Annotated in this window: 24 protein-coding genes; 11 read left to right on the forward strand and 13 right to left on the reverse strand. The window is 74.6% G+C overall.

The features are described from left to right. Positions 1–243: 243 nt before the first annotated feature. Positions 244–1,074, reverse strand: coding sequence for a hypothetical protein (locus PH190_RS12735; RefSeq protein WP_274231893.1), 831 nt, complete (start codon positions 1,072–1,074; stop codon positions 244–246). Between the two features lie 316 nt (positions 1,075–1,390). On the opposite strand from PH190_RS12735, the gene PH190_RS12740 reads away from it, so the two are divergent. The 8 genes from PH190_RS12740 to PH190_RS12775 all read left to right on the forward strand — a co-directional run bounded on the left by PH190_RS12740 (position 1,391) and on the right by PH190_RS12775 (position 11,395). Continuing rightward, a complete protein-coding gene (locus PH190_RS12740) occupies positions 1,391–1,978 on the forward strand; it encodes a TetR/AcrR family transcriptional regulator (RefSeq protein WP_274231894.1) in 588 nt (195 codons plus the stop codon). 79 nt (positions 1,979–2,057) lie between these two features. Then, entirely contained in the window at positions 2,058–3,236 is a 1,179-nt protein-coding gene (locus PH190_RS12745; RefSeq protein ID WP_274231895.1) for an alkane 1-monooxygenase, read from the forward strand. Positions 3,237–3,265: 29 nt separating this feature from the next. Then, positions 3,266–4,495: an MFS transporter gene (locus PH190_RS12750; RefSeq protein ID WP_274231896.1), complete on the forward strand. Its 1,230-nt coding sequence runs from the start codon at positions 3,266–3,268 to the stop codon at positions 4,493–4,495. Positions 4,496–4,537: 42 nt separating this feature from the next. Then, positions 4,538–4,966 (forward strand): PPOX class F420-dependent oxidoreductase, encoded by a 429-nt coding sequence (locus PH190_RS12755; protein ID WP_274231897.1) that lies wholly within the window; start codon positions 4,538–4,540, stop codon positions 4,964–4,966. A gap of 122 nt (positions 4,967–5,088) precedes the next feature. Next, the gene (sbnA, locus tag PH190_RS12760) at positions 5,089–6,129 is read left to right on the forward strand and encodes a 2,3-diaminopropionate biosynthesis protein SbnA (RefSeq protein WP_274231898.1); all 1,041 of its coding nucleotides are present in this window, start codon (positions 5,089–5,091) and stop codon (positions 6,127–6,129) included. An 18-nt stretch (positions 6,130–6,147) separates the two neighbouring features. Next, positions 6,148–7,752 carry an IucA/IucC family protein gene (locus PH190_RS12765; RefSeq protein WP_274231899.1) on the forward strand — a complete coding sequence of 535 codons (1,605 nt, stop codon included), beginning with the start codon at positions 6,148–6,150 and terminating at the stop codon, positions 7,750–7,752. Next, a complete protein-coding gene (locus PH190_RS12770; protein WP_274231900.1) occupies positions 7,749–9,362 on the forward strand; it encodes an IucA/IucC family protein in 1,614 nt (537 codons plus the stop codon). The genes PH190_RS12765 and PH190_RS12770 overlap by 4 nt, the downstream gene beginning before the upstream one ends. 122 nt (positions 9,363–9,484) lie before the next feature. Next, positions 9,485–11,395: an aldolase/citrate lyase family protein gene (locus PH190_RS12775; protein WP_274231901.1), complete on the forward strand. Its 1,911-nt coding sequence runs from the start codon at positions 9,485–9,487 to the stop codon at positions 11,393–11,395. Between the two features lie 19 nt (positions 11,396–11,414). Here the strand turns inward: PH190_RS12775 and PH190_RS12780 are convergent, their stop codons facing one another. The 5 genes from PH190_RS12780 to PH190_RS12800 form a co-directional block, all read right to left on the reverse strand. Beyond that, a complete protein-coding gene (locus PH190_RS12780) occupies positions 11,415–13,232 on the reverse strand; it encodes a serine/threonine-protein kinase (protein WP_274231902.1) in 1,818 nt (605 codons plus the stop codon). A gap of 87 nt (positions 13,233–13,319) precedes the next feature. Continuing rightward, positions 13,320–14,174 carry a siderophore-interacting protein gene (locus PH190_RS12785; protein WP_274232094.1) on the reverse strand — a complete coding sequence of 285 codons (855 nt, stop codon included), beginning with the start codon at positions 14,172–14,174 and terminating at the stop codon, positions 13,320–13,322. A 131-nt stretch (positions 14,175–14,305) separates the two neighbouring features. Continuing rightward, positions 14,306–15,514, reverse strand: coding sequence for an amidohydrolase family protein (locus PH190_RS12790; protein WP_274231903.1), 1,209 nt, complete (start codon positions 15,512–15,514; stop codon positions 14,306–14,308). Beyond that, positions 15,511–15,804, reverse strand: a complete 294-nt coding sequence (locus PH190_RS12795; RefSeq protein ID WP_274231904.1) for a hypothetical protein — start codon at positions 15,802–15,804, stop codon at positions 15,511–15,513. The genes PH190_RS12790 and PH190_RS12795 overlap by 4 nt, the downstream gene beginning before the upstream one ends. After that, positions 15,791–16,219, reverse strand: a complete 429-nt coding sequence (locus PH190_RS12800) for a Rieske (2Fe-2S) protein (RefSeq protein ID WP_274231905.1) — start codon at positions 16,217–16,219, stop codon at positions 15,791–15,793. Before PH190_RS12800 ends, PH190_RS12795 begins: the two co-directional genes overlap by 14 nt. A 58-nt stretch (positions 16,220–16,277) precedes the next feature. On the opposite strand from PH190_RS12800, the gene PH190_RS12805 reads away from it, so the two are divergent. Then, the gene (locus PH190_RS12805) at positions 16,278–17,168 is read left to right on the forward strand and encodes a LysR substrate-binding domain-containing protein (RefSeq protein ID WP_274231906.1); all 891 of its coding nucleotides are present in this window, start codon (positions 16,278–16,280) and stop codon (positions 17,166–17,168) included. 68 nt (positions 17,169–17,236) lie between these two features. Next, on the forward strand, positions 17,237–17,713 hold the full coding sequence (locus PH190_RS12810; RefSeq protein ID WP_274231907.1) for a protein-tyrosine phosphatase family protein: 477 nt from the start codon (positions 17,237–17,239) through the stop codon (positions 17,711–17,713). Here the strand turns inward: PH190_RS12810 and PH190_RS12815 are convergent. The 4 genes from PH190_RS12815 to PH190_RS12830 all read right to left on the reverse strand — a co-directional run bounded on the left by PH190_RS12815 (position 17,652) and on the right by PH190_RS12830 (position 20,123). Then, the gene (locus PH190_RS12815) at positions 17,652–18,242 is read right to left on the reverse strand and encodes a TetR/AcrR family transcriptional regulator (protein WP_274231908.1); all 591 of its coding nucleotides are present in this window, start codon (positions 18,240–18,242) and stop codon (positions 17,652–17,654) included. The two genes, PH190_RS12810 and PH190_RS12815, sit on opposite strands and share 62 nt — an antisense overlap. A gap of 85 nt (positions 18,243–18,327) precedes the next feature. Next, complete coding sequence (locus PH190_RS12820; RefSeq protein WP_274231909.1) at positions 18,328–18,690, reverse strand: hypothetical protein; 363 nt, start codon at positions 18,688–18,690, stop codon at positions 18,328–18,330. Positions 18,691–18,849: 159 nt separating this feature from the next. Beyond that, positions 18,850–19,464, reverse strand: a complete 615-nt coding sequence (locus tag PH190_RS12825) for an isochorismatase family protein (protein ID WP_274231910.1) — start codon at positions 19,462–19,464, stop codon at positions 18,850–18,852. Beyond that, complete coding sequence (locus PH190_RS12830) at positions 19,461–20,123, reverse strand: GntR family transcriptional regulator (RefSeq protein WP_274231911.1); 663 nt, start codon at positions 20,121–20,123, stop codon at positions 19,461–19,463. Before PH190_RS12830 ends, PH190_RS12825 begins: the two co-directional genes overlap by 4 nt. 105 nt (positions 20,124–20,228) lie before the next feature. Between PH190_RS12830 and PH190_RS12835 the strand changes: the two genes are divergently transcribed. Further along, positions 20,229–21,119: an isocitrate lyase/PEP mutase family protein gene (locus tag PH190_RS12835; protein WP_274231912.1), complete on the forward strand. Its 891-nt coding sequence runs from the start codon at positions 20,229–20,231 to the stop codon at positions 21,117–21,119. A gap of 339 nt (positions 21,120–21,458) precedes the next feature. Here the strand turns inward: PH190_RS12835 and PH190_RS12840 are convergent, their stop codons facing one another. The 3 genes from PH190_RS12840 to PH190_RS12850 form a co-directional block, all read right to left on the reverse strand. Then, the gene (locus tag PH190_RS12840; RefSeq protein ID WP_274231913.1) at positions 21,459–21,992 is read right to left on the reverse strand and encodes an HAD family hydrolase; all 534 of its coding nucleotides are present in this window, start codon (positions 21,990–21,992) and stop codon (positions 21,459–21,461) included. A 70-nt stretch (positions 21,993–22,062) separates the two neighbouring features. Next, a complete protein-coding gene (locus PH190_RS12845) occupies positions 22,063–23,727 on the reverse strand; it encodes a class I adenylate-forming enzyme family protein (RefSeq protein WP_274231914.1) in 1,665 nt (554 codons plus the stop codon). After that, on the reverse strand, positions 23,727–24,689 hold the full coding sequence (locus PH190_RS12850; protein WP_274231915.1) for a cyclase family protein: 963 nt from the start codon (positions 24,687–24,689) through the stop codon (positions 23,727–23,729). Before PH190_RS12850 ends, PH190_RS12845 begins: the two co-directional genes overlap by 1 nt. Positions 24,690–24,695 lie beyond the last annotated feature (6 nt).

Raw genomic sequence — 24,695 nt, forward strand, 5'->3', positions numbered from 1 at the left:
CGACCGCCTGCGCAGCATCTTCGTCAACGGGATCAAGCACCTCCCCGTCGCGATCGCCGGGACCGACGCGGCGCGCTGACCGGGCTCGCGGTGCCCGTGATCGCGAGTTCGGTGACGGATCGCCGCAGATGTGCGGGGGTTCGTCACCGAAGTCGCGATCACCGGGTCGGCGGTGGAGATCAGCTCACCCGGACGGGCGAACGGGATCTCGGCTGTGGGCGTCCCGGCCCCGGGTGACCGTTCTCAGGAAACGGGGGCCGGCACCGGCCTCTCGACGGTGTCCGCCTCGGCGGCCTTCCGCGCCCGGTGGAGCACCCGGTGGCGCAGGGCGAACGCGGCCAGCGCCGAGAGGATCAGCGTGCCCACCACCGCCGGCGTCCCCAGCCCGCCGGGCACCGAGTCCACGGCCATGGCCTGGACGTCGCTGGTGGTGGTGACCGGCGACGCCGGGCTGATGCCGGTCAACGGACGCAGCGGGCTGCCGAGCGGGGCGAGCAGACCGACGTTGGGCGCGCCGAAGTTCAGGGTCGGCACCATCGCGGCCAGCCCGCCGGGCGCGGCCGCGGCCATCGGGGCGGCCAGGCCCCTGACGTCGGGCGCCGGCAGGGCCGACGCCGGCGGGGCACCGGCGCCGGGGCCGCCGGCCGGGGCTCCGGTGTCGCTGCCCCCGCTGCCGGTCGAGCCGTTTCCTGAGGAAGCGGGTTCTGAGTCTGGACCTCCGCTCGAGGAGCCATCGCTGCCCGTCGACCCGTTGCTGCCGGTCACGCCATCGACGACGTCATCGATCGTGTCCGTGATCGGGTCCGGGCCCGTCGACCCTGTACCTCCGCCCGACGACGAGTCGTTCTCCGTTGATCCGGTCGCTGGCACAGTGGTTGGCGCGGCTTCCTCCAGAAACGCCTGGACCTGAGCAAGAGAGGCAGGAACCAGAGACAGGAGGCACCGACCTCCGGAATCGGCGGTCAGCAGCCCCCGCACGGCAAAACTCTGGCCGTCGACCTTGCACTCCTCCGCCGCCGACGCCACCCCGGCCCCGAGGGCCAGGGCCCCGGTCACGAGGGCGCCGACGATCACGCTCGGGAGCAGACGACCGGGACGGACGAGCATGCGCGGACCCCTTCGGCCGGACGGTGGACCCCCGAGTCGCACCCATGTGGTTTGGCCGCTCATCGGCGATCGGTGTCCGTCGTTACTCGCCGGTCGCCCTTCCTGAGGAAGTGACTCACTTCGGCCCAGCGCTCGCCCGCCGGACGGCCGTAAAGATTGCGCCGACGGCGTGGCGCACGCCACGGCAGAGGGGTTGCTTCTCGTAGGTCAACGCGCAGGCCCGACCGGGTGTCCGTCTCGTGCTCCACGCACCTGATCGGTTGCGGTGCGTGACACTGATCGCATGACCGGGGAGTCGCTGCGCCTGGAGTTCCGGCGCCAGGTGCGGGAGCGGGTTCTGACGACCGCGCACCAGCACACGGTCGAACGCGGCTGGGAACGGGTCCGCGTGGGTGAGGTCGCCGTCGACTCCGGGGTCTCGCGCCCCACCCTCTACCGGGAGTTCGGGAACAAGGACGGGCTCGGCGAGGCCCTCATGAACCGCGAGGCCGAGCGCTTCTTCGCCGCCATCAACGAGGCCCTGGCCGAGCACGACGACGTGGGCGAGGCGGTCGCCGCCGCCACCCGCCTGACCCTCGAGGAGGCCGCCCGCAACCCGTTGCTCCGCGCCGTCCTCACCGGCAGCCGCACGGGCGACGTCGGCCTGCTCCCGTTCCTGACCTCGCGGTCCGAGTCGATCCGCGAGTCCGCGCGTGCCCTGCTCGCCACCTGGCTGGAGCAGCGCCGCCCCGATCTCCTGCCGACGCGGATCGAGGAGACCGTCGACGCCGTCGTCCGCCTCGTCATCTCGCACGTCGTCGCGCCGGCCCTCGACCCGGTCGACGTCGGCCAGCGCGTCTCTCGCCTCCTGGTGGCCCTCATCCGGGCCTGAGACAAAAATAAGTTCTTGTCTCAGAGCGCATCACAGCGCAGACTCTGTCGCGAGCCGTCGCGTCGAGGGAGACAGGCCCATGAGCACCACCGAAGTGACCACCGGCGACCGGACCGGGAGCGCCCCGCCGCGCCCGTGGCGGGACCGCAAGCGCTACCTGTGGCCGCTGGCCACGCTGATGCCGGCGATGCCGTTCGCCGGGGCCGGCCTGGTCGCGCTGACCGACAGCCCCGTCTTCTGGTGGCTCGGCCCGATGATCCTGTTCGTCATCCTGCCGACGCTCGACCTCGTCTTCGGGGCCACCGACGACAACCCGCCCGAGGACGAGCGCGAGCGGCTCGAGGCCGACCGCTACTACCGCTGGGTCACCTACCTGTTCCTCCCCGTCCAGTACGCGAGCCTGGTGTTCAGCTGCTGGGTGTGGGCCACGTGGGGCCTGCCCTGGCACGCGCAGCTCGGCCTCGCGCTGACGATGGGCGTGGTCAGCGGCGTCGCCATCAACACCGCCCACGAGCTGGGCCACAAGCGCGAGGACGTCGAGCGCTGGCTCTCGAAGATCGCCCTGGCCAGCTCCGCGTACGGGCACTTCTACGTCGAGCACAACCGCGGCCACCACGTCCGCGTCGCCACCCCGGAGGACCCGGCCAGCTCGCGGCTCGGCGAGAGCTTCTGGGCGTTCCTGCCGCGCACGGTGTGGGGCAGCCTGCGCTCGTCGTGGCACCTCGAGCGCAAGCGCCGCGCCAAGGGCCGGCACAGCCTGCTCGACCACGAGATCGCGGTGGCGTGGGCGATGACCCTCGTGCTCTTCGTGGCGCTGGTCGCCGTCTTCGGGTGGGCGGTGCTGCCGTGGCTGGTGCTGCAGGCGGTGGTCGGGTTCACGCTGCTCGAGGTGGTCAACTACCTGGAGCACTACGGCCTGAAGCGCGGCAAGCGCGCCGACGGGCGCTACGAGCGCACCGACCCGCGCCACAGCTGGAACGCCGACCACACCGTGTCGAACCTGCTGCTCTACCAGCTGCAGCGCCACTCCGACCACCACGCCAACCCGCTGCGCCGCTACCAGACGCTGCGCCACTTCGAGGAGTCGCCGCAGCTGCCCAGCGGCTACGGCTCGATGATCGTCGTGGCCCTGGTCCCGCCGGTGTGGCGACGGATCATGGACCCGAAGGTCCTCGCCCACTACGACGGCGACGTGACGCTCGCGAACCTCCACCCGCGGACGCGTGAGCGGTACCTCTCCCGGTACGCGCGGACATAGATTCGGCGCCGCGGGCGTTGGCTCCTGGAGTGAGCGCCCCCGCAGCGGCCCCAGCCGACGCCCTCGACCCCGCCCGCCGCGGCCGGCTCTTCGCCGCGGTGGCCGGGGTCGTGGTGCTCTTCCTCGCCGCCTCGAGCGTCCCGTCCCCGCTCTACGTCGTCTACCAGGCGCAGTGGGGCTTCTCCGCCGCGACGTTGACGGTGGTCTTCGCCGTCTACGTGCTGTTCCTGCTGACGTCGCTGCTGGTGGTCGGCGGGCTGTCCGACCACGTCGGGCGACGGCCCGTGCTGGCCGTCGCGCTGGTGGTGCAGACGGTGGCGGTCGTGCTGTTCCTCGTCGCCGACGGGGTGACGACGCTGCTCGTCGCCCGGGCGGTGCAGGGGGCGGCCACCGGTGCGGCGATCACGGCGATGGCCGCGACGCTCGTCGACCTGCACCCGCGCCGCGCCGGGCTCGCCAACGCCACGACGCCGCTGATCGGGCTCGCGCTCGGGGCCCTCGGCTGCGGCCTGCTCGTCGAGTACGCGCCGGCCCCGACGCGGCTGGTGTGGGGCGTGCTGCTCGCCGGGTTCGCCGTCGTCGCCGTCGTGCTCGCCCTGCTGCCCGAGACCGCGCCGCGGCGCACCGGCGCCTGGGCCTCGCTGCGGCCCCGCCTGCGGATCCCGGCCGGGCTGCGCGCCGACGTGCTGGCGATCGTCCCGACGCTCGCGGCGAGCTGGGCGCTCGGCGGGCTCTACCTGTCGCTGGGCCCGTCGGTCGCCGCCGAGATCCTGGGCCTGCGCAGCCACCTCGTCGGCGGGATCGTCGTGACCCTGCTGTGCGGGGTCGGCGCGCTGACCGCCATCACGGTGTTCCGCCGCCCGCCGGAGTCGCTGCTCGCGCCCGCCGGCGGGCTGCTCGCGCTGGGCACGCTGGTGACGCTCGGCGGCCTGGTGCTCGCGTCGCCGCTGCTCACGGTGGTGGGGACGGTCGTCGCCGGGCTCGGGTTCGGGTCGGCGTCGCTGGCCTGCTTCGGCACGCTGGCCCGGATCGCGGCGCCGGAGACCCGCGGCGAGCTCATGGCCGTCGCCTACACCATCGCCTACCTCGCGTTCAGCCTCCCGGCCGTCGTCGCCGGGGTCCTCACCGTGCAGATCGGTCTGCAGCCGGTCGCGGAGGGGTACGGGCTGGTCGTCGTCGCCCTCGGCGTCACCGCGGTCGTCGCGCGCCTGCTCGTGGTGCGCTCGCGCCGCACGCAGGAGGAGTGTGCCCGGGCCTGACGCGGGCACCCCCGCCGCCGACCCCACCGGAAGGACTCCCCCATGCCCCGCCCCCCGCTGCCCGACGAGACCCAGCAGCTCCTGGCCCGTCCCAACCCCAGCGTCGTCGTGTCGCTGCGCCCCGACGGCCAGCCCGTCTCCGTGGCGACCTGGTACCTCTGGGAGGACGACCGGGTGCTGGTCAACATGGACAACGCCCGCAAGCGCGTCGAGTACCTGAAGAACGACCCGCGGGTCTCGATCACCGTCCTCGCGGAGGACGACTGGTACACCCACGTCAGCATGCAGGGCCACGTGGTCGAGTGGGCTGACGACGACGACCTCGCCGTCATCGACCGGCTCGCGCAGCACTACACCGGCAAGCCCTACCCGATCCGCGACCGCGGCCGGGTCAGCGCGTGGATCGAGGTCGACCGCTGGCACGGCTGGGGCGCCCACAAGGCCACCGACAACCCGGACAACGTCGGCTGATCGGGGCCTCCCGGGCGGGGTGCCGGTCACCCGTTCGGCATCGCCGGGCGCGTGGTTAGGGTTGCCTCGGTCGGCGCGGGGGATCTCCGTCGTCGCCCTGCCGCGTCGCGACGGAGGTGTGCGTGACCCTCGCCCGTGGGCCCCGCCCGGGCCCCACCGGTGACCTCGCCGGGTCCCCCGCAGGGGCCTGGGCCGTGCACGACTCGGTGCTGGACGCGGTGGGCACGACGCCGCTGGTCCGGCTCGGGCGGATGTTCCCGCAGCCCGGCGTGGCGGTGCTGGCCAAGCTCGAGCTGATGAACCCGGGCGGCAGCATGAAGGACCGCTCGGCGCGCTACATCGTCGGCACGGGGCTCGCGGACGGCTCGATCCCGCCGGGCAGCCGCCTCGTGGAGTCGAGCTCCGGCAACTTCGGGGTCGCCGTGGCGATGGCCGCGCGCCTGCACGGGCTCGCGTTCACCTGCGTCGTCGACCCCCACGCGAGCGCCGCCAACGTCGCGGTCATGCGCGGGCTCGGGGCGGACGTCGTCACCGTCGACGAGCCGGACGAGGCCGGCGGCTACCTGCACACCCGGCTCGCGCGCGTCCACGAGATCCTCGCGACGACGCCGGACACCGTGTGGATCAACCAGTACGCCAACGACCGCAACTGGCTCGCCCACTACCACGGGACCGGCGCCGAGATCGCCGACGCGATGGTCGCCCCGACCCACCTCGTCGGCGCCGTCTCCACCACCGGCAGCCTGCTCGGGTGTGCCCGGCGGCTGCGCGAGAGCGGGCCGGTCGAGGTGGTCGCCGCCGACGCCGTCGGCTCGGTGATCTTCGGTGGGCCGGGCGGGCGGCGGGAGCTGCCGGGGCTCGGGTCCAGCCGCGTCCCCGAGCTGCACTCCCCCGCCGAGATCGACCGCGTCGAGCACGTCGACGACGCCACCGCCGCCGAGGCGTGCCGCGAGCTGCTCGCCACCGAGGCGATCTTCGCGGGCGGCTCCACCGGCGCCGTCGTCACCGCGGTGCGCCGCCTCGTCCGCGACCTCGCCCCGCCGGCCCGCATCGTCGCGATCTTCCCCGACCGCGGCGACCGCTACCTCGACCGCGTGTGGGACGACGCCTGGCTCGACCGCGCCCGGGCCCGGCGGGTCGCGGCGTCTGCGGTCAGCAGGTGAGTGCCCCGTGAGTACCTCGTGACCACCGATCCGCGTGTCCTCGTCCTGCGCGACCTGCTCGACGCGGCCGTCGCCGAGGACCTCGCGGGCGCCGGGCGGGTGCGTCCCGGCTCGGGTCCGGACGGCCGCCCGGGCACGTGGGTGCGTCTGCTCCTGCCCGACGGGCGCTGTGTCGCCTGGCGGGCCCGGGCGGGCAGGGTGCTGCAGACCTCACGCTACGTCGACGGGCCGGTGCTGGTCGGGGCACCGGGCGAGGCGGTGCGCGAGACGACCGACCCCGCCGAGGTCCTCGAGCACCTCGCCCCCGACGCGCCGTGCGGGCAGGTCGTGGCCCGGGACCTGGGGACGGCGGTGGCGCACGTGCTCACGGGCTCCTCCGGCGAGGAGCTCGCGGCGGCCCGGGGCCGTCCCTTCCACCCGACGGCGCGGGCGGTGGCCGGCTGGTCGCGCGCCGAGCTCGACCGCTGGGGCCCGGGCCGCGAGGTCGCGCTGGACTGGGTCGCCGTGCGCCGCGACCACGTGCGCCACGGCTCCGCGGGCCCGGTGATCGTCGACGGCGCCCCGGAGGCCCCGGACGGCTACGAGGCGCTGCCCGTGCATCCGTTCGACCGCGAGCGCGTGCTCCCGGTCGCCTTCGGCCGCGAGCTCGCCGACGGGACGGTCGTCCCGCTGGCGCGCGGGGTCGGGTCGGGCACGGCGACGTCGTCGCTGCGCACCCTCGACCTCGGCGGCGACCGGCACCTCAAGCTCCCGCTCGGGGTGACGACGCTCGGCTCGGCGCGCCTGCTCGGGGCGCGCTCGCTCGACCACGGGCAGCGCGGTGAGCTGGTGCTGCGCCGGGTGCTCGCCGCCGACCCCGCCCTCGCGTCGCGGGTGGCGGTCGCCGGCGAGTCGGCGTGGTCGGGGTTCGCCGCACCCGACGGCAGCGACGAGTTCCACGACCGGCCCGGGCATCTCGCGGCGGCGCTGCGCCGGCTGCCGCCGTGTCCCGACGGGGCGGTGCGCCTGCCCCTGGCCGCGTTGTCGGCGCCGGCGTGGGACGGGGCGCTGGCCGGTCTCGGGGACCCGCCGGCGGTGTTCGGCGCGGTGGTCGAGGCCGTCGTCGAGGTCGGGATCGGGTTCCTGCGCCACGGCGTGCTGCCGGAGATGCACGGGCAGAACGTGCTGGTGGAGGTGCGCGCCGGGCGGGTGGAGCGGCTGGTGCTGCGCGACCACGACGCCGTGCGCGTCCACCCGCGCTGGCTCTCGGTGCCCGACCCCGCCTACCGCCTCGCGCCCGGCGGGACGCAGTCGCTGCGCCTGGACACGCCCGCCGAGCTGATCGGCTTCTTCTGCACGCTCGCCGTCGAGGTCGGTCTGGGCGGGGTGGCCGACGCCCTGGTGCGCGCGACCGGCGAGCCCGAGCCGCGCTGGTGGTCGGTGATCCGCCACGCCGTGGAGGGGGCCGTCGACCGGACGCGCAGCCCGGTGGTCCGCCAGGCGTTGCGGGGGACGCTGCTGGACGCCGAGACCTGGCCCTACCGGACCGTGCTGCGCCCGCTGCTCGAGCGCGGCCCGTCGCGAGGGACGAGCATGCCGGCGGGCACCACGCGCGTCCCGAACCCGCTGCGGGCCGTGCCGTGAGGCCCGCCGAGGTCGCCGACGCGCTGGCGGCCGCGGACCCGGTGCGCGACCGGGTGCTCGCGCAGCTCGTCGAGTCGCTGGTGCTCGAGGACGCCGTCGAGGTCGTCGGCGACGGTGGGCCCGGGACGAGCGCCGGGCCGTTCGCGCTGCGGTTCGTGCGCACGCCGTCGTTCGGGCGGGTGCGGCTGACGGGCCCGGTGACGCGCGACGGGCGTCCCGTCACCCCGGCCGCGTTCCTCGCCGACGCACCGATCCACGCCGACCCCGCGTGCCGGGCCCGCCTCGCCGGTGAGCTCGCCGCGACCGTGCTCGGGGACGCGCTGGCGGCGTCCGCGCGCCCGGCGGGCCCGATCGACCCGGACGCGGGCCACGACGCGCTCGAGGCGCTCGTCGCGGACGGGCACCGCTACCACCCGGCGTACAAGTCGCGGATCGGGTTCGGGGTCGACGACCTGGTCGCCTACACCCCGGAGTTCGCGCCGACCGTGCGCCCGGTGCTGCTCGACGCCGACCCGTCGCTGGTCGCGCTGTCGGCGTCGGCGGGGCTCGACCCGGCGTCGGTGTGGCGCGCGCCGGCCGGGCGCGTCGGGATCCCGGTGCACCCGTGGCAGTGGGACCACCACGTGGCCGCCGCCCACGCCGGGGCCCTGGCGTCGGGGGCGTTGCGGGTGACAGGTCTCGGAGGTGACCACCGACCGCAGATGTCGATCCGCACCCTGGCGCGGGTCGACGCCCCGTCGGAGCCGTCGGTGAAGCTGCCGCTGGCGATCACGAACACGTCGACGTCGCGGGGCCTCGCGCCGCACACCGTCCGCAACGCCGCGCCGATCTCCGACTGGCTGGCGGGCCTCGTCGCCGGCGACCCGGTGCTGGCGGACAAGGCGCGGGTGATCGTGCTGCGCGAGGTCCTCGGCGTCACCGTCGACCCGGGCCTCGGCGCGATCTGGCGGGAGAGCCTGCACCGGTACCTGCACCCCGCCGAGCGGGCCGTGCCGTTCCCGGGGCTGGCGTCGCGGTCGGTCGAGGGCGTGCCGCTGATCGACCCGTGGATCCGGGCGCAGGGCGCGCGGGGATGGGTGGAGCGGCTGGTCACGGCGACGGTGCTGCCGCTGGTGCACCTGCTCGTCGTGCACGGGGTGGCGCTGGAGTCGCACGCGCAGAACATGCTGCTCGTGCACGCCGGGGGCCTGCCGACGCGGGTGGCGCTCAAGGACTTCCACGACGGGGTGCGGTTCTCGCGGTCCCTGCTGCGCGCCCCGGCGCCGGCGCTCGAGGCGCCGCCGGCCGACCACCCCAACGCCAACTCGTTCCTCGAGACCGACGACCCCGCCCAGGTCACGGGGTTCCTGCTCGACTGCCTGTGCTTCGTGAACCTGGCCGAGGTGGCGTGGGTGCTGGCGAGCGACTACGGGTTCGGCGAGGAGGAGTTCTGGGCGGTCGTCGCGCGGGCGATCCGCGACCACGCCGCCCGGGTGCCGGAGTTCGCGGCGCGGCTGTCGACGTTCGACGTGTTCGCGCCGACCGTCGAGATCGAGAAGCTCACCACCCGCCGCCTCTGGCCCGACACCGAGCTCCGGGTGCACGACCTCCCGAACCCCCTCCGTGCGTGATCTCCTGAGCCATGGCTCAGGAGATCACGCACGAGGGGTGGTTCGGCCCCGTCGGTCGTGAGCGCTCTCCACGGCTGTAGCCGTGGAAAGTGCTCACACGGGGCCGGGCACACTGGCTCCACGTGGACGGGCTCTTCGTGGCGACGCCGTCGCCCGCGCTGGTCGAGATGGTCGGCGCCGCCGGGTACGACGTGGCGATCCTCGACGCCGAGCACGCGCTCGTCTCCCCCGACACCCTGCAGGAGATGATCCGCGCCGCCGAGGTGGCCGGGATCGCGCCGTGGGTGCGGGTGCCCGAGCACGACCCCGGGTTCGTCCTGCGCGTGCTCGATGCCGGGGCGACGGGCGTGGTGATCCCGCACGTGCGCTGCCGCGCCGACGTCGAGGAGGTCGTGCGCGCGGCCCGGTACGCGCCGGCGGGGATGCGGTCGCTGAACTCGGGACGGATGGTCGGCTACGGGCGGGTGGACCTCGCGACCCACGTGGCGACGGCGAACGCGCGGGTCACGGTGGTCGCGATGATCGAGGACGCCGAGGCGCTCGACGTCATCGACGAGATCGTCGCGACGCCCGGGCTCGACGTGGTGCTCGAGGGCGCCGCCGACCTGTCCCAGTCGCTCGGGGTGCCGTGGCGTACGCGGCACCCGCGCGTGCGCCGGGCCGTCGAGCAGGTCCACGCCGCCTGCGAGCGCCACGGCGTGCGGTTCTGCGCCATCCCCCGCGTGCCCGCCGACGTCCACCGCTGGCGCGCCCGCGGCGTGCGCGACCTCGTCCACGGCGAGGAGCGGTCCCTGGCGGTGCGCGCCTTCCGCAGCCATCTGAGCGGAAATCACGGTCATGACCGTGATTTCCGCTCACATGACGACGTGATCGCCGCCGCCGTCGCGGCCCCGGGCCCCGTGTGCCTCTACTCCTACGACCTGCGCGCCCTGCAGGAGCACGTCCGCACCGTCGTCGACGCCCTGCCCCCGCGGTGCCGGATGTTCTACGCGGTCAAGGCGAACGCCGACGAGCGGGTCGTCGCCGCCCTCGACGGGATCGTCGCCGGGTTCGAGGTCGCGTCGGGCGGCGAGCTGCGCGTCGTCGGCGACGCCGCGCCGGACGCCGCGGTGCTCCTGGGCGGCCCGGTGCCGACCGACGACGAGCTCGCCGCCGCGGTCGCCGCCGGCGTCACCCGCGTCCACGTCGAGAGCCTGCTCGGCCTGCACCGGCTCAGCGACGCCGCGCGCGCCCGGCACACCACCGTCGACGTGCTCCTGCGCGTCAACCTCGCCGGCCCCTTCCCTGCGGCCCAGATCGCCATGGCCGGGCGCCCGACCCAGTTCGGGATCGACGAGACCGACCTCCCCGCCGCCGTCGCCGCCGCCACGACCCTGCCCGGGATCCGCCTCGCCGGGTTCCACCTGCACTCGCTGTCGAACAACCTCGACCCCGCCACCCACCTCGCGATGCTCGGGCACTACCGCGACGTCGTGCTCGGCTGGGAGGAGCGCTTCGGGGTCCGCGCCGAGGTCGTCAACGTCGGGGGCGGCATCGGCGTCGACTACGCCGCGCTCGACACCCCGTTCGACTGGCCGGCCTTCTGCCGCGGCCTCGAGGAGCTGCTGACGACGTTCCCCGCCCACTGGCGCGAGGTCGACTTCGAGTGCGGGCGCTTCCTCGTCGCCCGCTGCGGCGTCTACGCCGCCGAGGTGCTCGACGTGAAGCACACCCACGGCCACGCCTACGCCCTGCTGCGCGGCGGCACGCACCACTTCCGCCTGCCCGCGTCGTGGCAGCACAGCCACCCGTTCCACGTCGTCCCCGTCGACACGTGGCCCGCGGGACGCCCGCGCCCCGAGGTCACGGGTGAGGAGGTGACGATCTGCGGCGAGCTCTGCACCCCGAAGGACACCCTCGCCCGCGCGCCCGTGGACCGTCTGCGGGCCGGCGACGTCGTCGTGTTCGACGCCGCGGGCGCCTACGGCTGGGACATCTCCCACCACGAGTTCCTGCGCCACCCGCACCCGCAGCGGGTGTTCCTCGGACCGTGAGTCCTCAGCCCGTGAGTCCTCAGCCCGCCTGCCGTTGCCCGTCGATCTTCCAGATGCCGTCGGCGAAGGCCAGCCGGAACACCGTGCGCTCGTCGACCTCGCGGCCGTCGGCGTAGCGGTAGCTGACGGTCGCGTCGACCTCGTCTCCGCCCGCGGGTGACACCGAGCGCACGGTGACCTGCTGCATCTGGCCCCAGAAGCCGCGGTAGTTCGCGAACCCGCCCGCCGTGGCCTGCTGGAACGACGGCGTGAGCCGCTGCCAGCCCTCGTCGGTCCGCTCGGGCAGCAGCCCGTAGTAGTCGATCACCGCCTGCTGGCGGGCCTGCTCCTCGGGACTCCCGGACGGCGCCACCCCGGAGTTGCCGCCCCCGCCGTCGCTCGCCGCACTGCCGGTGGTGCCGCCCGTGCCCTCGCTCTCCGGTGCCGAGCTCTCCGGCGCGGCCGTGCCGCCGGGGACCGAGGCGCCCGGCCGGTCGGAGGTCGTGCTCAGCAGCGCCGCCACCGCGATCACGGCGACCACCGCGACGACCGCCGCCGCGGCCACGATCCACGGCCACCGCCGCCCGCGGGCCGGCTCCTCGGTCGTGTGCGGCTCGTCCGGCCCGGGCGTCCCGACCGGGGCCGTCGTGGCCGGGCGCGTGTCGGGCCGGGAACCGTGCGGTCCGGCGACGCCGCCGTCCGCAGGCCCGTGCCGCGCGGGCGCCGGCGCTCCCGACGGCGGCGACGACACGGACGCCGCCGGCGACGCGGCCACGGACATCCGCGCGGCCGCCGGCGAGTGGTCCGGCTCGGGTGCCCGGTCGGGGGGCGGGGCGGTCGTCGGGGCGGTCGTCGGGGCCGTGGCCGGGGCCGTCGTCGGCGCGGCGGTCGGGTGCGGGGCCCGCTGCGAGGTCGGCTGGGGTGTCGGCTGGGGTGTCGGCTGGGGTGTCGGCTGGGGAGTCGAGGACGGTCCGGGCTCCGCCGCCGGCACCGGCCGCGCCAGCACCGGCGTCACGGGCCCCTCCTCCGTCCCGGCCTCGGTCGACACGAGGCGGGCGAGGTCGTCGCGGACCCGCGGCATGTCCGGGCGCTCCGCCGGCCCGGACCGCAGCAGCGCCTCGACGAGCGCGGTGATCGGCCCGCGCGGGGTCGGCGGTGCGTACTCCCCGGACGCGACGCGGTGGAGCACCGCCAGCGGGTTGTCGCCGGTGCCGAACGGCGGCGCGCCCTCGAGCGCGGCGTAGAGCGTCGACCCGAGCGAGTACACGTCGGACCTGAAGTCCGCCGCTCCGCCGCGCGCCACCTCCGGGGCGAGGTAGGCCGGGGTGCCGGCCATCATCCCGGTCGAGGTGAGGGTGACGTCGTCGACGGCGCGGGCGATGCCGAAGTCGGTGACCTTGGCCAGCCCGTCGTCGGCGAGCAGCACGTTGCCGGGCTTGACGTCGCGGTGCACGATCCCGGCCTGGTGCGCGGCGGCGAGGGCGTCGGCGACCTGGCGCCCCATCCGCGCGACCCGCTCGGGCTCGAGCGGCCCGTCGGCGACGAGGACCTCGGCCAGGCTGCGCGACGCCAGGTACTCCATGACCAGCCACGGGCGGTCGTCGTGCTCGACGACGTCGTAGACCGTGATCGCGTGCGGGTGGTGCAGCCGGGCGATCATCCGGCCCTCGCGGAAGACGCGCCGGTGGGCGCGGTCGCGGGCCTGGTCGTCGGCGCCCGCGGGCAGCGAGACCTGCTTGAGGGCGACCTCCCGCTGCAGCCGCTCGTCCTCGGCGCGCCAGACGACGCCCATCGCGCCCTGCCCGACGCGCGCGAGGACGCGGTAGCGCTCGGCGACCAGCTCGCCCACGTCGCCCACCTGCACTCCTCGCCGTCACGGTGCCGTCTTGCGATCGGTGCCGGGAGTCTGCCCCAGACGGGCGACGATCATGTGCGGACCTGGCGTTCAGCCCAGTGGGAGCCGGAAACCGCCCGTCATGAGCTCGTAGCTCATCTCGTGCACGTCCTGGGTGGTGACGAGGTCGATGCCCCGGCGCGCGGCCTCGGCGCGGGCGGCGCCGAACGTGGCGTCGGAGTCCTCGTGCGAGCGCCCGCGCGTCCAGTAGCGGATGGCGTGGCAGTGGCTGCGGGCCAGGCCGCGGTCGAGGCGCAGGTGCTCGCGGATCGCCTTGACCGCGTGCCCCTCCCCCGCGACCCACGCCGCGGTCCCGGCGGTGACCGCGCGGGCGCGCACGGCGTCGGCGAGCGAGCCGCCGGCTGCCCGGTGCACCCACGTGACGGGGCGGGCGAGCGTCTGCTCGTCGGCGGGGTCGGCGACCTCGACCACCGTCTCGACGGGCAGGTCCGCGGGCAGCGCCTCGTGCAGGGCGGCGATGGCGGGCAGCGCGGTGTCGTCGCCGGCGAGCAGCACCGCACGGGCGTCCGCGGGCGGGGCCCAGCCCCCGCCCGGGCCGACGACGCCGGCGGGGTCGCCGGGGTGCGCGGCGGTGGCCCAGCGCCCGGCGGCGGAGTCGCCGTGCAGGGCGATGTCGATCGTCATCGTGCCGCGGACGCGGTCGAGCGCGCGCACGGACATGCTGCGGGCGTAGGGCCGCGAGCAGTCCGCGGGCCACGTGAGCCCCGACGGGCCGGGGCTCGGGAGCGCGACGGGCGCCCCGGGCTCGGCGAAGAGCAGGCGGACGTGCGCGGCGGGCGGCGCGGGCTCGAGGGCGCGCAGGGCGGGACCACCGAGCGTCACCCGCTGCATGCGCGGGGTGATGCGTTCGGTCGCCACCACCTCGAGCAGCGGCAGCACCGCCATCCTCGCCACGGACCCTCCTTCACCCGAATGCGAGGAAGGCTAGCCTCACCAAGCTGGATCGAGCCACCCCCGGCCCCGGTCGGGGCGCCCAACGCGGGCCGGGGGGCGGCGAGAGGTCGGGCGGCGGGAGCTCAGAGCCCGAACACCTTGCGGGCGGTCTCGCCGAGGATGTTCCGCTTGGCGTGGTCGTCGAGGAACGGCAGCGACGCGATGCGCCCGGGCACGTCGAAGTCCCAGTGCGGCCAGTCCGACGAGTACATCAGCTGGTTCGGGGCGTCGATCGCCCGCAGTGTCGACTCCAGCAACGCGGCGTCGGTCCACTCCATGGGCTGCGAGGTGTAGTACATCTCGCGGATGTAGTGCGACGGCGGCCTCGTCAGCAGCGGCGCGTCGGACTGGCGCATGAAGTACTCGTGGTCGAGCCGCTGCATCATGAACGGCACCCAGGCCAGCCCGCTCTCGATCCAGATCGTCTTCAGGCCGGGGAACCGCTCGGGGATGCCGTTGATGACCCAGTTGGTCATGTGGGTCATGTTGCAGGTCACGAAGCTCATGGCGTGCGCCGACAGGAAGCGGTTCATCGTCGACGTCATCGAGTCGGCCTGGTTCGGCCCGGCGTGGAAGCCGATCGGCAGGCCGCGCTCCTCGAGCACGCGGTAGAGCGGCATGTAGGCGTTGCGGTGCACGCCCGCGTGGCGCTGGCTGGTGACGAGGAAGCCGATGACGCCGGGGTGGTCGGCGAACTCCTCGACGGTCGCGAGGCACGCGTCGGGGTCCTCGAACGGCAGCCCGAGCATCGTCTTGACCCGGGGCTCGCGCGGCAGGATCTGGCTGGTGAACCAGCGGTTGTAGGCCTGGAGCAGCGCGCTCGCGACCTGCGGCTGCGGGTGCAGGCCGGTCTCGAGCATCGGCTGCGGGAAGACGACCTGGACGTCGATGCTCATCGCGTCCATCGCCCGGCGCACGAGCGTCACGTCGCGCTCGGCCCCCGACGCGGCGCCCGGTGTCTCCTCGGCCAGCGAGGCCTGGTGCGGGATGCGCCCGGAGACGTCCTGCATCGTCAGCCCGGGCGGGTGGTTGTGCAGGGCCAGGTGGGAGGCCTGCGGCCAGTTGCGCATCATCTGGTGCGCGGTGTCCTTGAGCACCGGCGACTCCAGGTACTCGAGGATCTCCGGCCACGAGTCGAGCTCCACGTGGTGGGAGTCGACGTCGACGATGAAGTAGTCGTCGAGCCCGTAGCGCTCGGTGTCGCGCGCGGCGTTGGCGAGGATCTCGCGGCTGTCGGTGTGGGTGGTGATCTGCTGCGTCGGCAGGCGACGCACACCGTCGTCGATGGTCATGAGCTGCTCCTCGAGAACCACAGCGCGAGGTCGAACGGGTTGAGGTCGTGGGCCCGGAGCGCCGCCGTCGCGAGGACGACGGACTCGGTGGGCGTGAGGTCGGTGCTCGCCGGCGGGTGGGCGCCCTCCTCGGCGGCGACCGCGTAGAGGCGGCCGGCGACGGCGAACAGGCGGCGGGCGACGTCGGGGTCGAGCGCCGCGATCGCCCCGTCGCCGAGGCCGGCGTCGACCTCCGCGGTCAGCTGGTCGACCAGCCCGGTGATGCGCCCGGCGCGCTCAGACCGTGACACGGATCCGCCCGCCCTCCTCGGCGACCGTCACCGGGCGCAGCGCGTAGTCCGGCCGCCCGGGGTGGCGCCCCGTCGTGACGTCGTACTCGAAGCCGTGCCAGGGGCAGACGACGTGCATGACGGAGTCGTCGAAGACGAGGCCGAGGCTGCGTCGCTCGTCGTCGAGGCGCTCGCGCACCCGGGAGACGATGCGGCCCTGGCAGGCCGGTCCGCCCTGGTGGGCGCAGGTGTTCTCGTAGGCGTAGAGGCGGTCGCGGAAGCGGAAGACGCCGACGGTGACGGCGTCGGCGCCGTGGCCGACGGTGACGACGAGGCGCCCGCGCTCGGCGACCTCGTCGCTCGCGCCGACGTCGTAGGTCCGGGCCGCCGGCGCCGTCCCTCCGGCGCCCGTCGACCCGTCCAGCGTGGTGGTCATGCGACCTACCGTGCGCCGCGCCACATCCGTTGTAAAGTTCAGGTATGTGGGCTGATACGTGAGCAATCCTGCGTATTCCCTGCGGCAGCTCGCGTACTTCGTCGCGGTCGCCGAGGCGGGGACGCTGGCCGGGGCGTCGGCGACGCTGCACGTCTCGGCGTCGGCGCTCTCGCTCGCCCTCGACGAGCTCGAGCGTGCCCTCGACGCCCAGCTCACCGTGCGCCGCCGCGCGCACGGCATCCGCCTCACGCCGGCGGGCCAGGAGACGCTGCGCCGCGCCCGCCGCCTGCTGCGCGAGGCCGGGGAGCTCGCCGACGCCGCGGGCGGCGACCCGGGCGAGGTCGCCGGCACCGTGCGGGTCGGCTGCTACACCACGCTCGCTCCCGGCCTGCTCCCGGCGGCCATCGGACGCTTCAGCGCGCGGCACCCGCGGGCGCGCGTCGAGTTCGTCGAGGGCTCGCAGGACCTGCTGCAGCGCGGCCTGCTCGAGGGCGAGCTCGACGTCGCCGTCGTCTACGACCACCGCCTCGACCCGGCCCTGGAGCTCACGGGAGTCTCGGCCAACACGCCCCACCTCGTCCTGCCCCGCGGCCACGCGCTGCTGCACGGGACGCGGCCGGTCGCGCTCGCCGACCTCGCCGGCGAGCCGATGGTCCTGCTGGACCTGCCGCCCAGCTCGGAGCACGCCCTCGGCGTCTGCCTCGCCGCCGGGCTCTCACCCCGCATCCGCTACCGCACGGCGAACGCCGAGACCGCCCGGGCGCTCGTGGCGCAGGGGCTGGGTTTCACGGTGCTCGCCCATGCCGACCCGGGTGCCGGACGACGCGACGAGGTGGTCGCTGTGCCGATCGCGGAGGAGCCCGCCCCGCTGCCGATCGTGCTGGCGTGGTCGGGGCAGGTGGCCCCGACCGCGACGGCACGGGCGTTCGCGGCGGCGGTCGCCCCGTGAACCGTGCACGACGCGGTCGCGATGGCCAGGATGGGACGACAGGACGCACGACAGGCGGAGGGCCACCGGTGGCTGAACTGCAGGACGACGACTACGTCGCGGCACACCTGCGCGACGACCTCACCGAGGAGCCGCCGCCCTGGCCGCCCCACGAGATCGTGCCGGGGCTGTGGCAGTCCGGGAGCCCCGAGCCCGGCGAGCACTGGGACGCGGTGTTCGACCTGCACGGCAGCGCGCCGCCGCTCGAGGACGTCGAGTTCTACGTCCACTGGATCATCGAGGACGGCCCGGCGCCGGACTTCGCGACGCTGCGCGGACTCGCCGACCTCGTCGACGACATGCGCAACGGGGGCAAGCGGGTCCTCATCCACTGCGCGGCGGGCATCAACCGGTCCGGCCTGCTCTCGGCGGCCGCGCTGATCCGCGGCGGTCACGACCCGGACGAGGCGATCGACCTGGTGCGTCGGGCGCGCACCGGCGCGCTCAACAACCCGAACTTCGTCGACCTGCTCCACGACCCCCGCTGGCACCGCCGGCCGGAGTGACCTCGCCGAGGGCGGAGACCTCGTCGAACAGGGCGAGCAGCTCGCCGACGTCGGTGGTGCCGAGGCGCTGCTGACGGCCGATGAGCACCGCGAGCGCGAGGTCGGCGAGCCGGTCGGCCCGTGCCGTCTCCGCCCCGGCCGCGACGAGCGCGTCGGCGACGACCCGCCGGCGCTGCTCGTCGACCCGCTCCTGCACGAGGGCGACGCGCGGGTCGCCGTGCGCCCACGCCCGGATCGCCGTCTCGGCCTCGTGCGGGAACGTCAGCGCGAGGTGCTTGAGCACGTCGAGGCGCCCCTCGGGGTCGGGCTCGCGGTCGGCGAGCTCGGCGAGGCGGTGGGTGTCGACCGTCTCCCAGTGCTCGAGCAGCGCGTCGACGAAGCCGTCCCAGCCGCCGAAGTGGTGGTAGAAGGACCCGCTCGTCACGCCGACGGCCCGGCACAGCGTGGCCAGGCGCAGCCCGGACCGTCCCTCGTGGGCCAGGAGCGTCATCGCCGCGTCGAAGAAGCCCTCGCGGTTGGTCACGGTCACGTCGCCACCCCCTCGCCGGCCGAACATAGCAGCTCCTATGTTCGGCCGGAGGCCGGTCGGCCGGGGGCCGCCGACCGGCGGCGGCTCACACCGTGTCGGCGAAGGTGCGGTGCGGCAGGTCGATGCCGTCGGTGTAGTGCTCGGCGGCCGCGCGCAGCCACATCGCCCGGCGCTCCTCGGCGTCCGGCTCGGGGAACCGCTCGCACATGCGCGCCCGGCCCGCCGTCGCGTCCCCGCACGGCCCCCAGACCTCGGCGTACTCGTACTGCCGCGACTCGGTCAGCGCGCGGGCCAGGACGACCGCGTCGTCGTGGTTCTCGCTCCACCCGAGGCTGTGCCAGCCCTCCGCGTCGGGCCGGCGACCCGGCGGGTCGGCCCAGGCACGGACCTCCCAGTCGAGCTCGGCGTGCTCGTGACGGCGGCGGTCGGACAACGGACGTTCACTCATGGCGATCGCGCTCCTCGCTCGGTCCCGGCGACGGAGGCGGCCCGGCCGCGAGGGGTGTGGTCGGGTCGTCAGCACCCGGTGTACACCCACCGTTCACGCAGGTCGAGCCGACGAAACGGTCCTTCCCGACGTCGCGGGAGATCTCGCCCCCGACTGTGATCAGACCGTCGCGCGCAGCCGCTCGAGAGCCGCCGCCAGGTCGACGACGTCGGCGTACTTGGCGTCGAGGTCGGCGAGGTTCTGGTCGTGCAGGGCGGTGCTCCGGTCGGCGCAGGCGTCGGCCACGACGATGGGCCGGAAGCCGTGCGCGAGCGCGTCGGTGGCGGTGGCGCGCACGCAGCCCGACGTCGACACCCCGGCGACGACGACGGTGTCGACGCCGCGCGCCCGCAGCGTCCCGGCCAGCGAGGTGCCCGCGAACGACGACGCGTGCTGCTTGACGACGAGTGCCTCGCCCTCCCCCGGCGCCAGCGCGAGCTCGCCCCACCCGCCCGGCGCGCCCTCGGCGAAGCAGGCGAGCGAGGGCACCTTGGCGGCGAAGAAGCCCGCGTCGGCCATGTCGGGGGCGAAGCGCACCACCGTCCAGAGCACGGGGACGCGCGCGTCGCGGGCGGCGCCGACGAGGTCGGTGCAGGCGTCGACGACGGTCGGCGAGTCGAGGAAGAAGGGTCCGCCGGGCTCGGTGTAGGCGCGCACCAGGTCGACGACGACCACGGCGGGCCGGCTCCCCCAGCCCACGCGGCCGGCGAACGGGGCGCCGTGCGGGTTGCTCACCGCGCACCCACCATCACGGCGCGGGCGTTGCCGAGGTGGCAGCGCATCACCGCGCCCGCCCAGTCCCCGTCGCCGGCCCGCAGCGCGGCGACGATCTCGACGTGGTGGGCAAGGCTGCGGGCGAGCGAGTCGGGGTCGTAGGCGCGGAAGGTCCGGGTGACGACGGGCGTGTGCACGACGGTGCCCAGCGCCGCGGCCAGTGCCGGCGCGTGCGCGAGGTCGAGCAGGCGCGCGTGGAAGTCGCGGTTGAGCTCGACGAGCGCGTCGAGGTCCTGGCCGGGGCCCGGGGCGCCGAGCTCCTGCATGCGGCGGGCGAGCGCCTCGAGGGCGTCGAGGTCCGCGGGCGTGGCGTGGGCGGCGGCGCGGGCGGTCGCGCGAGGCTCGAGGGCCAGGCGGACGTCGAAGATGCCGTCGAGGTCGGCGCGGGAGAACCGCGTGACCCGCGCGCCGCGGTGGGCCTCGAGCTCGACCAGCCCCTCGGCGGCCAGGCGGGTGAGCGCCTCGCGGACCGGGGTGCGCGAGAGCCCCAGCCGCTCGGCCGTCTCGACCTCGCCGACGTGCGCCCCGGCCGCGAGGTCACCGTCGAGGATGGCGGTGCGCAGGTCGGCGAGCGCGCGCTCGGAGGCGCGACCCGCGGCGCGTGCGGTCGTGCTCGTCATCGCCCCTCCGTCTCCGGCGTTGTGTGCAACGTAGGGTGCGCTGCCGGGCGCGACAAGGCACGATCGGGCGCGGCCGTCCCCCGTTGTGCACAAGGAGCCCGCGTCGTGGGAGATCTGCTCAGCCGTCCCGGCAACCGCCGCGCCCGCCTGCGCGAGCTGCTCGACTCCGGGCGGCCCGTCCTCGCCCCCGGCGCCTTCGACGCCCACTCCGCGCGCCTCGTGGAGCAGGCGGGGTTCGACGTCGCCTACATGACCGGCTTCGGTACCACGGCCTCGCTGCTCGGGCGCCCGGACGTCGGCCTGCTCGGGCAGGCCGAGATGGTCGACAACGCGCGCCGCATGGCCGCGACGATCGACGTCCCGCTGATCGCCGACGCCGACACCGGGTACGGCAACCCGATCAACGTCATCCGCACCGTCCGCGAATACGAGCAGGCGGGCGTGGCCGGGCTGCACATCGAGGACCAGGTGATGCCCAAGCGCTGCGGGCACCTCGCGGGCAAGGTCGTCGTGCCGTGCGAGGACATGGAGGCGAAGATCCGGGCGGCGGTCGAGGCGCGGTCCGACCCGGACACGGTCATCATCGCCCGCACCGACGTCGCCGCCGTCGAGGGTCTCGACGCCGCCATCGAGCGGGCCCGCCGCTTCCACGACGCCGGCGCCGACGTGCTCTTCGTCGAGGCCCCGACCTCGGAGGAGGCGATCGAGACGGTGGCCAAGGAGCTCGCCGGCCACCGCCTGCTGTTCAACTGGGCCGAGGGCGGCCGCACCCCGGCGCTGTCCTACGACCGCCTCGCCGAGCTCGGCTTCTCGCTCGTCCTGTTCCCGGTGTCGACGCTGCTCGCCGCCGACACCGCCATGCGCTCGGTCCTCGCGCGCCTGCGCACCGACGGCACCCCGGCCGCGGTGCTCGACGAGATCGGCGGGCTCGACGCCTTCGCCGCCCGCGAGGGCCTGGACGAGATCCGCGAGCTGGAGCAGCGCTTCACGACGTGAGCCGGGGGCGCATCGTCGTCGCGCCGACAGCAGCGACGACACCGTCGGGAGATCAAACGGGAGAGCACCGGGCGAGGGGCACGCACCGCAGGCGCCGAAGCCTCCCCGACCATGCCGACAGTGCCCCTCGCGACTACGGCGCGGTGAGGAGCACGGTCCGCCGAAGCTCTCCAACTCGATCTCCCGAGAGTGTCGCCGGCGTCCTCGCGCCGACAGCAGCGACGACACCCTCGGAAGATCGAACGGGAGAGCACCGGGCGAGGGGCACGCACCGCAGGCGTCGACGCCTCTCGATCACGCCGAACGTGCCGCTCGCGACGACGACCCGCCGCCGAAAGCTCAGCCCCCCTCGTCCACTCCCCCGTCGCGGCGCCAGCGGTCGCCGTGGAGGTGGTCGAGGTCCAGGTCGGCCGCGGCCTGCAGCGCCTCGGGCGAGCGGGCCACGAGCAGCGACATCCACAGCGGGTAGCGCTCCTGCTGGCGCAGCGAGACCTCGTGCTGCCCGGCGATGAGGAGCCCTGGGCGCGGGAGCCGGCACCAGCAGCGGGCGTGGTCGGGCATCGGCGCGTCGGGGTGGTGCGGGCAGTGCACGACGTGGTCGAGGAGGTTGGCGACGCGCTCGCGGACCGTCCAGAGCGTGCGCACCGCGGTCTGCTCGTCGGTCTCGCCCAGTGCGACGCCGCCCTGCTGGCTGAAGGCGATGACGCGCCCGCCGGCGCCCTTCCACAGGCGCAGCCGCTCGACGGCGTCCGGGAAGACCTCGATGTCGAACGGGCCGCGGTACGGGCGGCCGAGGTCCTCGGGCGTCTTGCGCAGCACGCCTTCGACCTCGACGAAGAGCATCGGCACCGCGGGCCACGACGGTGGGGTCATGGCCCGGCGATGGTAGTGGCTCGCGGTCCCGCGGGTGCTCGCCCGAGGCGGGCGAGCACCCACGAGTGCCTCATGACCGCAGCGCGCGACGCAGCAGCTTCCCCGTCACGGTCTTGGGGATCTCGTCCATCAGCTCGACCTGGCGCGGGTACTTGTACGCCGACATCCGCTCCTTGCAGAACGCGATGAGCTCGTCGGGATCGACGCTCTGCCCCGGGCGCACCGAGACGAACGCCTTGACCGTCTCGCCGCGGTACTCGTCGGGCACGCCGACGACCGCCGCCTCGCGGACCGCGGGGTGCTCGTAGAGCACGTCCTCGACCTCGCGGGGCCAAACCTTGTAGCCGCCGGCGTTGATCTGGTCCTTCTTGCGGTCGACGACGTAGAACCAGCCCTCGGCGTCCATGTAGCCGACGTCGCCGGTCTTGAGCTCCACCGAGCCGTCGGGGGCGCGCAGCGCGTTCTGCGTCTCCTCGGGCTTGTTCCAGTACCCGGGCACCACCTGCGGGCCGCGCGTGACGATCTCGCCGACCTCGCCGACGTCGGCATCCGTGCCGTCGTCGCGGACGATGCGCACGACCGTCGAGAACACCGGCACGCCGACCGAGAGCGCCCCGGACGCCGCGTCCACCGGGGCGTCGGCCTCACGCGGGACGCCGTGCGAGGGCGAGCTGGTCTCGGTGAGCCCGTAGAAGTTGTGGATGTAGAGCCCGAACTGGTCGGAGAACGCCTTGATCGTCGACGGCGGGATCGGCGCGCCGCCGGAGTACAGGCGGGTCATCGACGCGAGGTCCTCGCGCTGGGCGCCCTCGGCGTTCATCAGCGCGATGAACACGGTGATCGAGCCGATCGAGAACGTCGGCCGGTGCTCGCGGATCGCGTCGAGCACCACGCCGGGCTCGAAGCGGTAGGCGAGCACCAGCGGGATCGGGATCAGCAGGGCGATCGCCATGTGCCCGATGACGCCGGTGATGTGGAACAGCGGCGCGACGCCGAGCACCGAGTCCTCCGGACCGAGCTGGATCCAGTCGCGGTAGGTGCGCGCGTTGAACACCACGTTGCGGTGGGTGTTCATGGCGCCCTTGGGCGGGCCGGTCGTGCCGGAGGTGTAGCCGAGGAACGCGACGTCGTCGAGCCCCAGCTCCACCGGCTCGGGCTTCCGGTCCCCGATCGACGCGAGCACCTCGGTGAGGTCCTCGGTGCCCTCGTGGCGCGTGCGCTCCATGCCCGTGAAGAGCCGCTCGTCGTGCCGGGTCTGGTACTCGAGCGGCGACGTCGTCCAGGCGATGCGCAGCGACGGGATCGTCGGGACGACCTCGGCCGCGACCTGCCCGAACAGGTCCTCCTCGGCGAGCAGCGCGGTGGCCTCGCAGTCGGAGAGCAGCGTCGTCAGCTCGCGGGTCCGGCTCATCGGATTGATCGAGACGACGATGCCGCCGGCCTTCCACGTCCCGATGACGGCGATGAGCACCTGCGGGATGTTCTGCAGGTACGTCGCGAGCCGGTGGCCCTTCTCGAAGCCGCGGTCGGTGAGCGCGACGGCGAACTGGTCGGAGAGGCGGTCGAGCTCGCGCAGCGTCAGCGTGCCGTCGAAGTAGCGGACGATCTCGGTGTCCGGCGAGCGCTCCAGCGCCGCCGAGAACATCGCCAGCGCGCTCGGGTACTCCGGCTCGACGTCGTGGGGGTAGTCGTCGCGGTAGCGCGGCAGCCAGGGCCGTTCGTCGTAGGTCCCCATCAGCGGATCACCACGGGGTTGACGGGCGACCCGGTCGCCTCGTGGATCTTCAGGGGCGCGGCGGTGTAGAGGAAGTCCCACCGGCCGTCGGCGGCGCAGGCGTCGGCCAGGTCGTCGAGCCAGATGATCTCGGCGAGGCTGACGCCGAGGTTGCGCAGCAGCGAGGCGTGCAGCGGCAGCAGCACCCCGGTCTCGGGGTGTGCGGTGACCTCGTTGGCGATGGTGTCCGTGACGAGGTTCGGGATCTCCTTGTCCTGGAACCACTGCACGAGCTCGGGCGAGTAGGTCAGGCCCGGCTCGACGAAGCCCTCGTAGAACTCCTCGGCGGGGGTCGCGTAGAAGTACTTCAGGAACCCGGTGCGCACGAGCAGGATGTCGCGGTTCTCGATGGTCACGCCCTGCGCCGACGCGGCCTCCTGCAGGTCCTCGTGCGTGAACGTCTCGCCCTTGTCGAGCCAGTCCTTGCCGCGGTGGCGCGCCATGTCGATGAGCACGCCGCGGCCGGCGACACCGCGCTCGGCGATGGGCAGGATCGACGCCCAGCTCATGCCGCCACCGTTGGTGGTGTCGGCGTGGCGCCCGTTCCAGAGTGTGTCGTCGTACCAGGCGTGCCCCAGCGCGTCGTACTGCGAGGAGCCCTGCAGGAAGATCTCGGCCTTGTCGTCCGTCGCGCGGATGCCGCCGGGGAAGCTCGGGCCCTCGCCGGACTCGAAGACGTCGTGGTCCCAGACCATCTCGCGCTTGATGCCCTCGCGACCGGGGAAGACCGGGTCGCCGTGGGGGTGGCCCATGGGGCACTGCAGCGTGAAGACCTGGCCGTTCTTCACGCTGGCGACGCCGCGGAGCACCTGGTTCGCGTCGAGGTAGTTCAGGGAGCCGACCTCGTCGTCGTCGCCCCACTTCCCCCAGTTCTGCGGGGGATTCTCGCCCAGCAGTTCCCGCATCGACGGGACGTCGGCCATGAGCTC

Origin of the sequence: Actinomycetospora straminea (assembly GCF_028737255.1) — a bacterium.
Lineage (GTDB): Bacteria > Actinomycetota > Actinomycetes > Mycobacteriales > Pseudonocardiaceae > Actinomycetospora > Actinomycetospora straminea.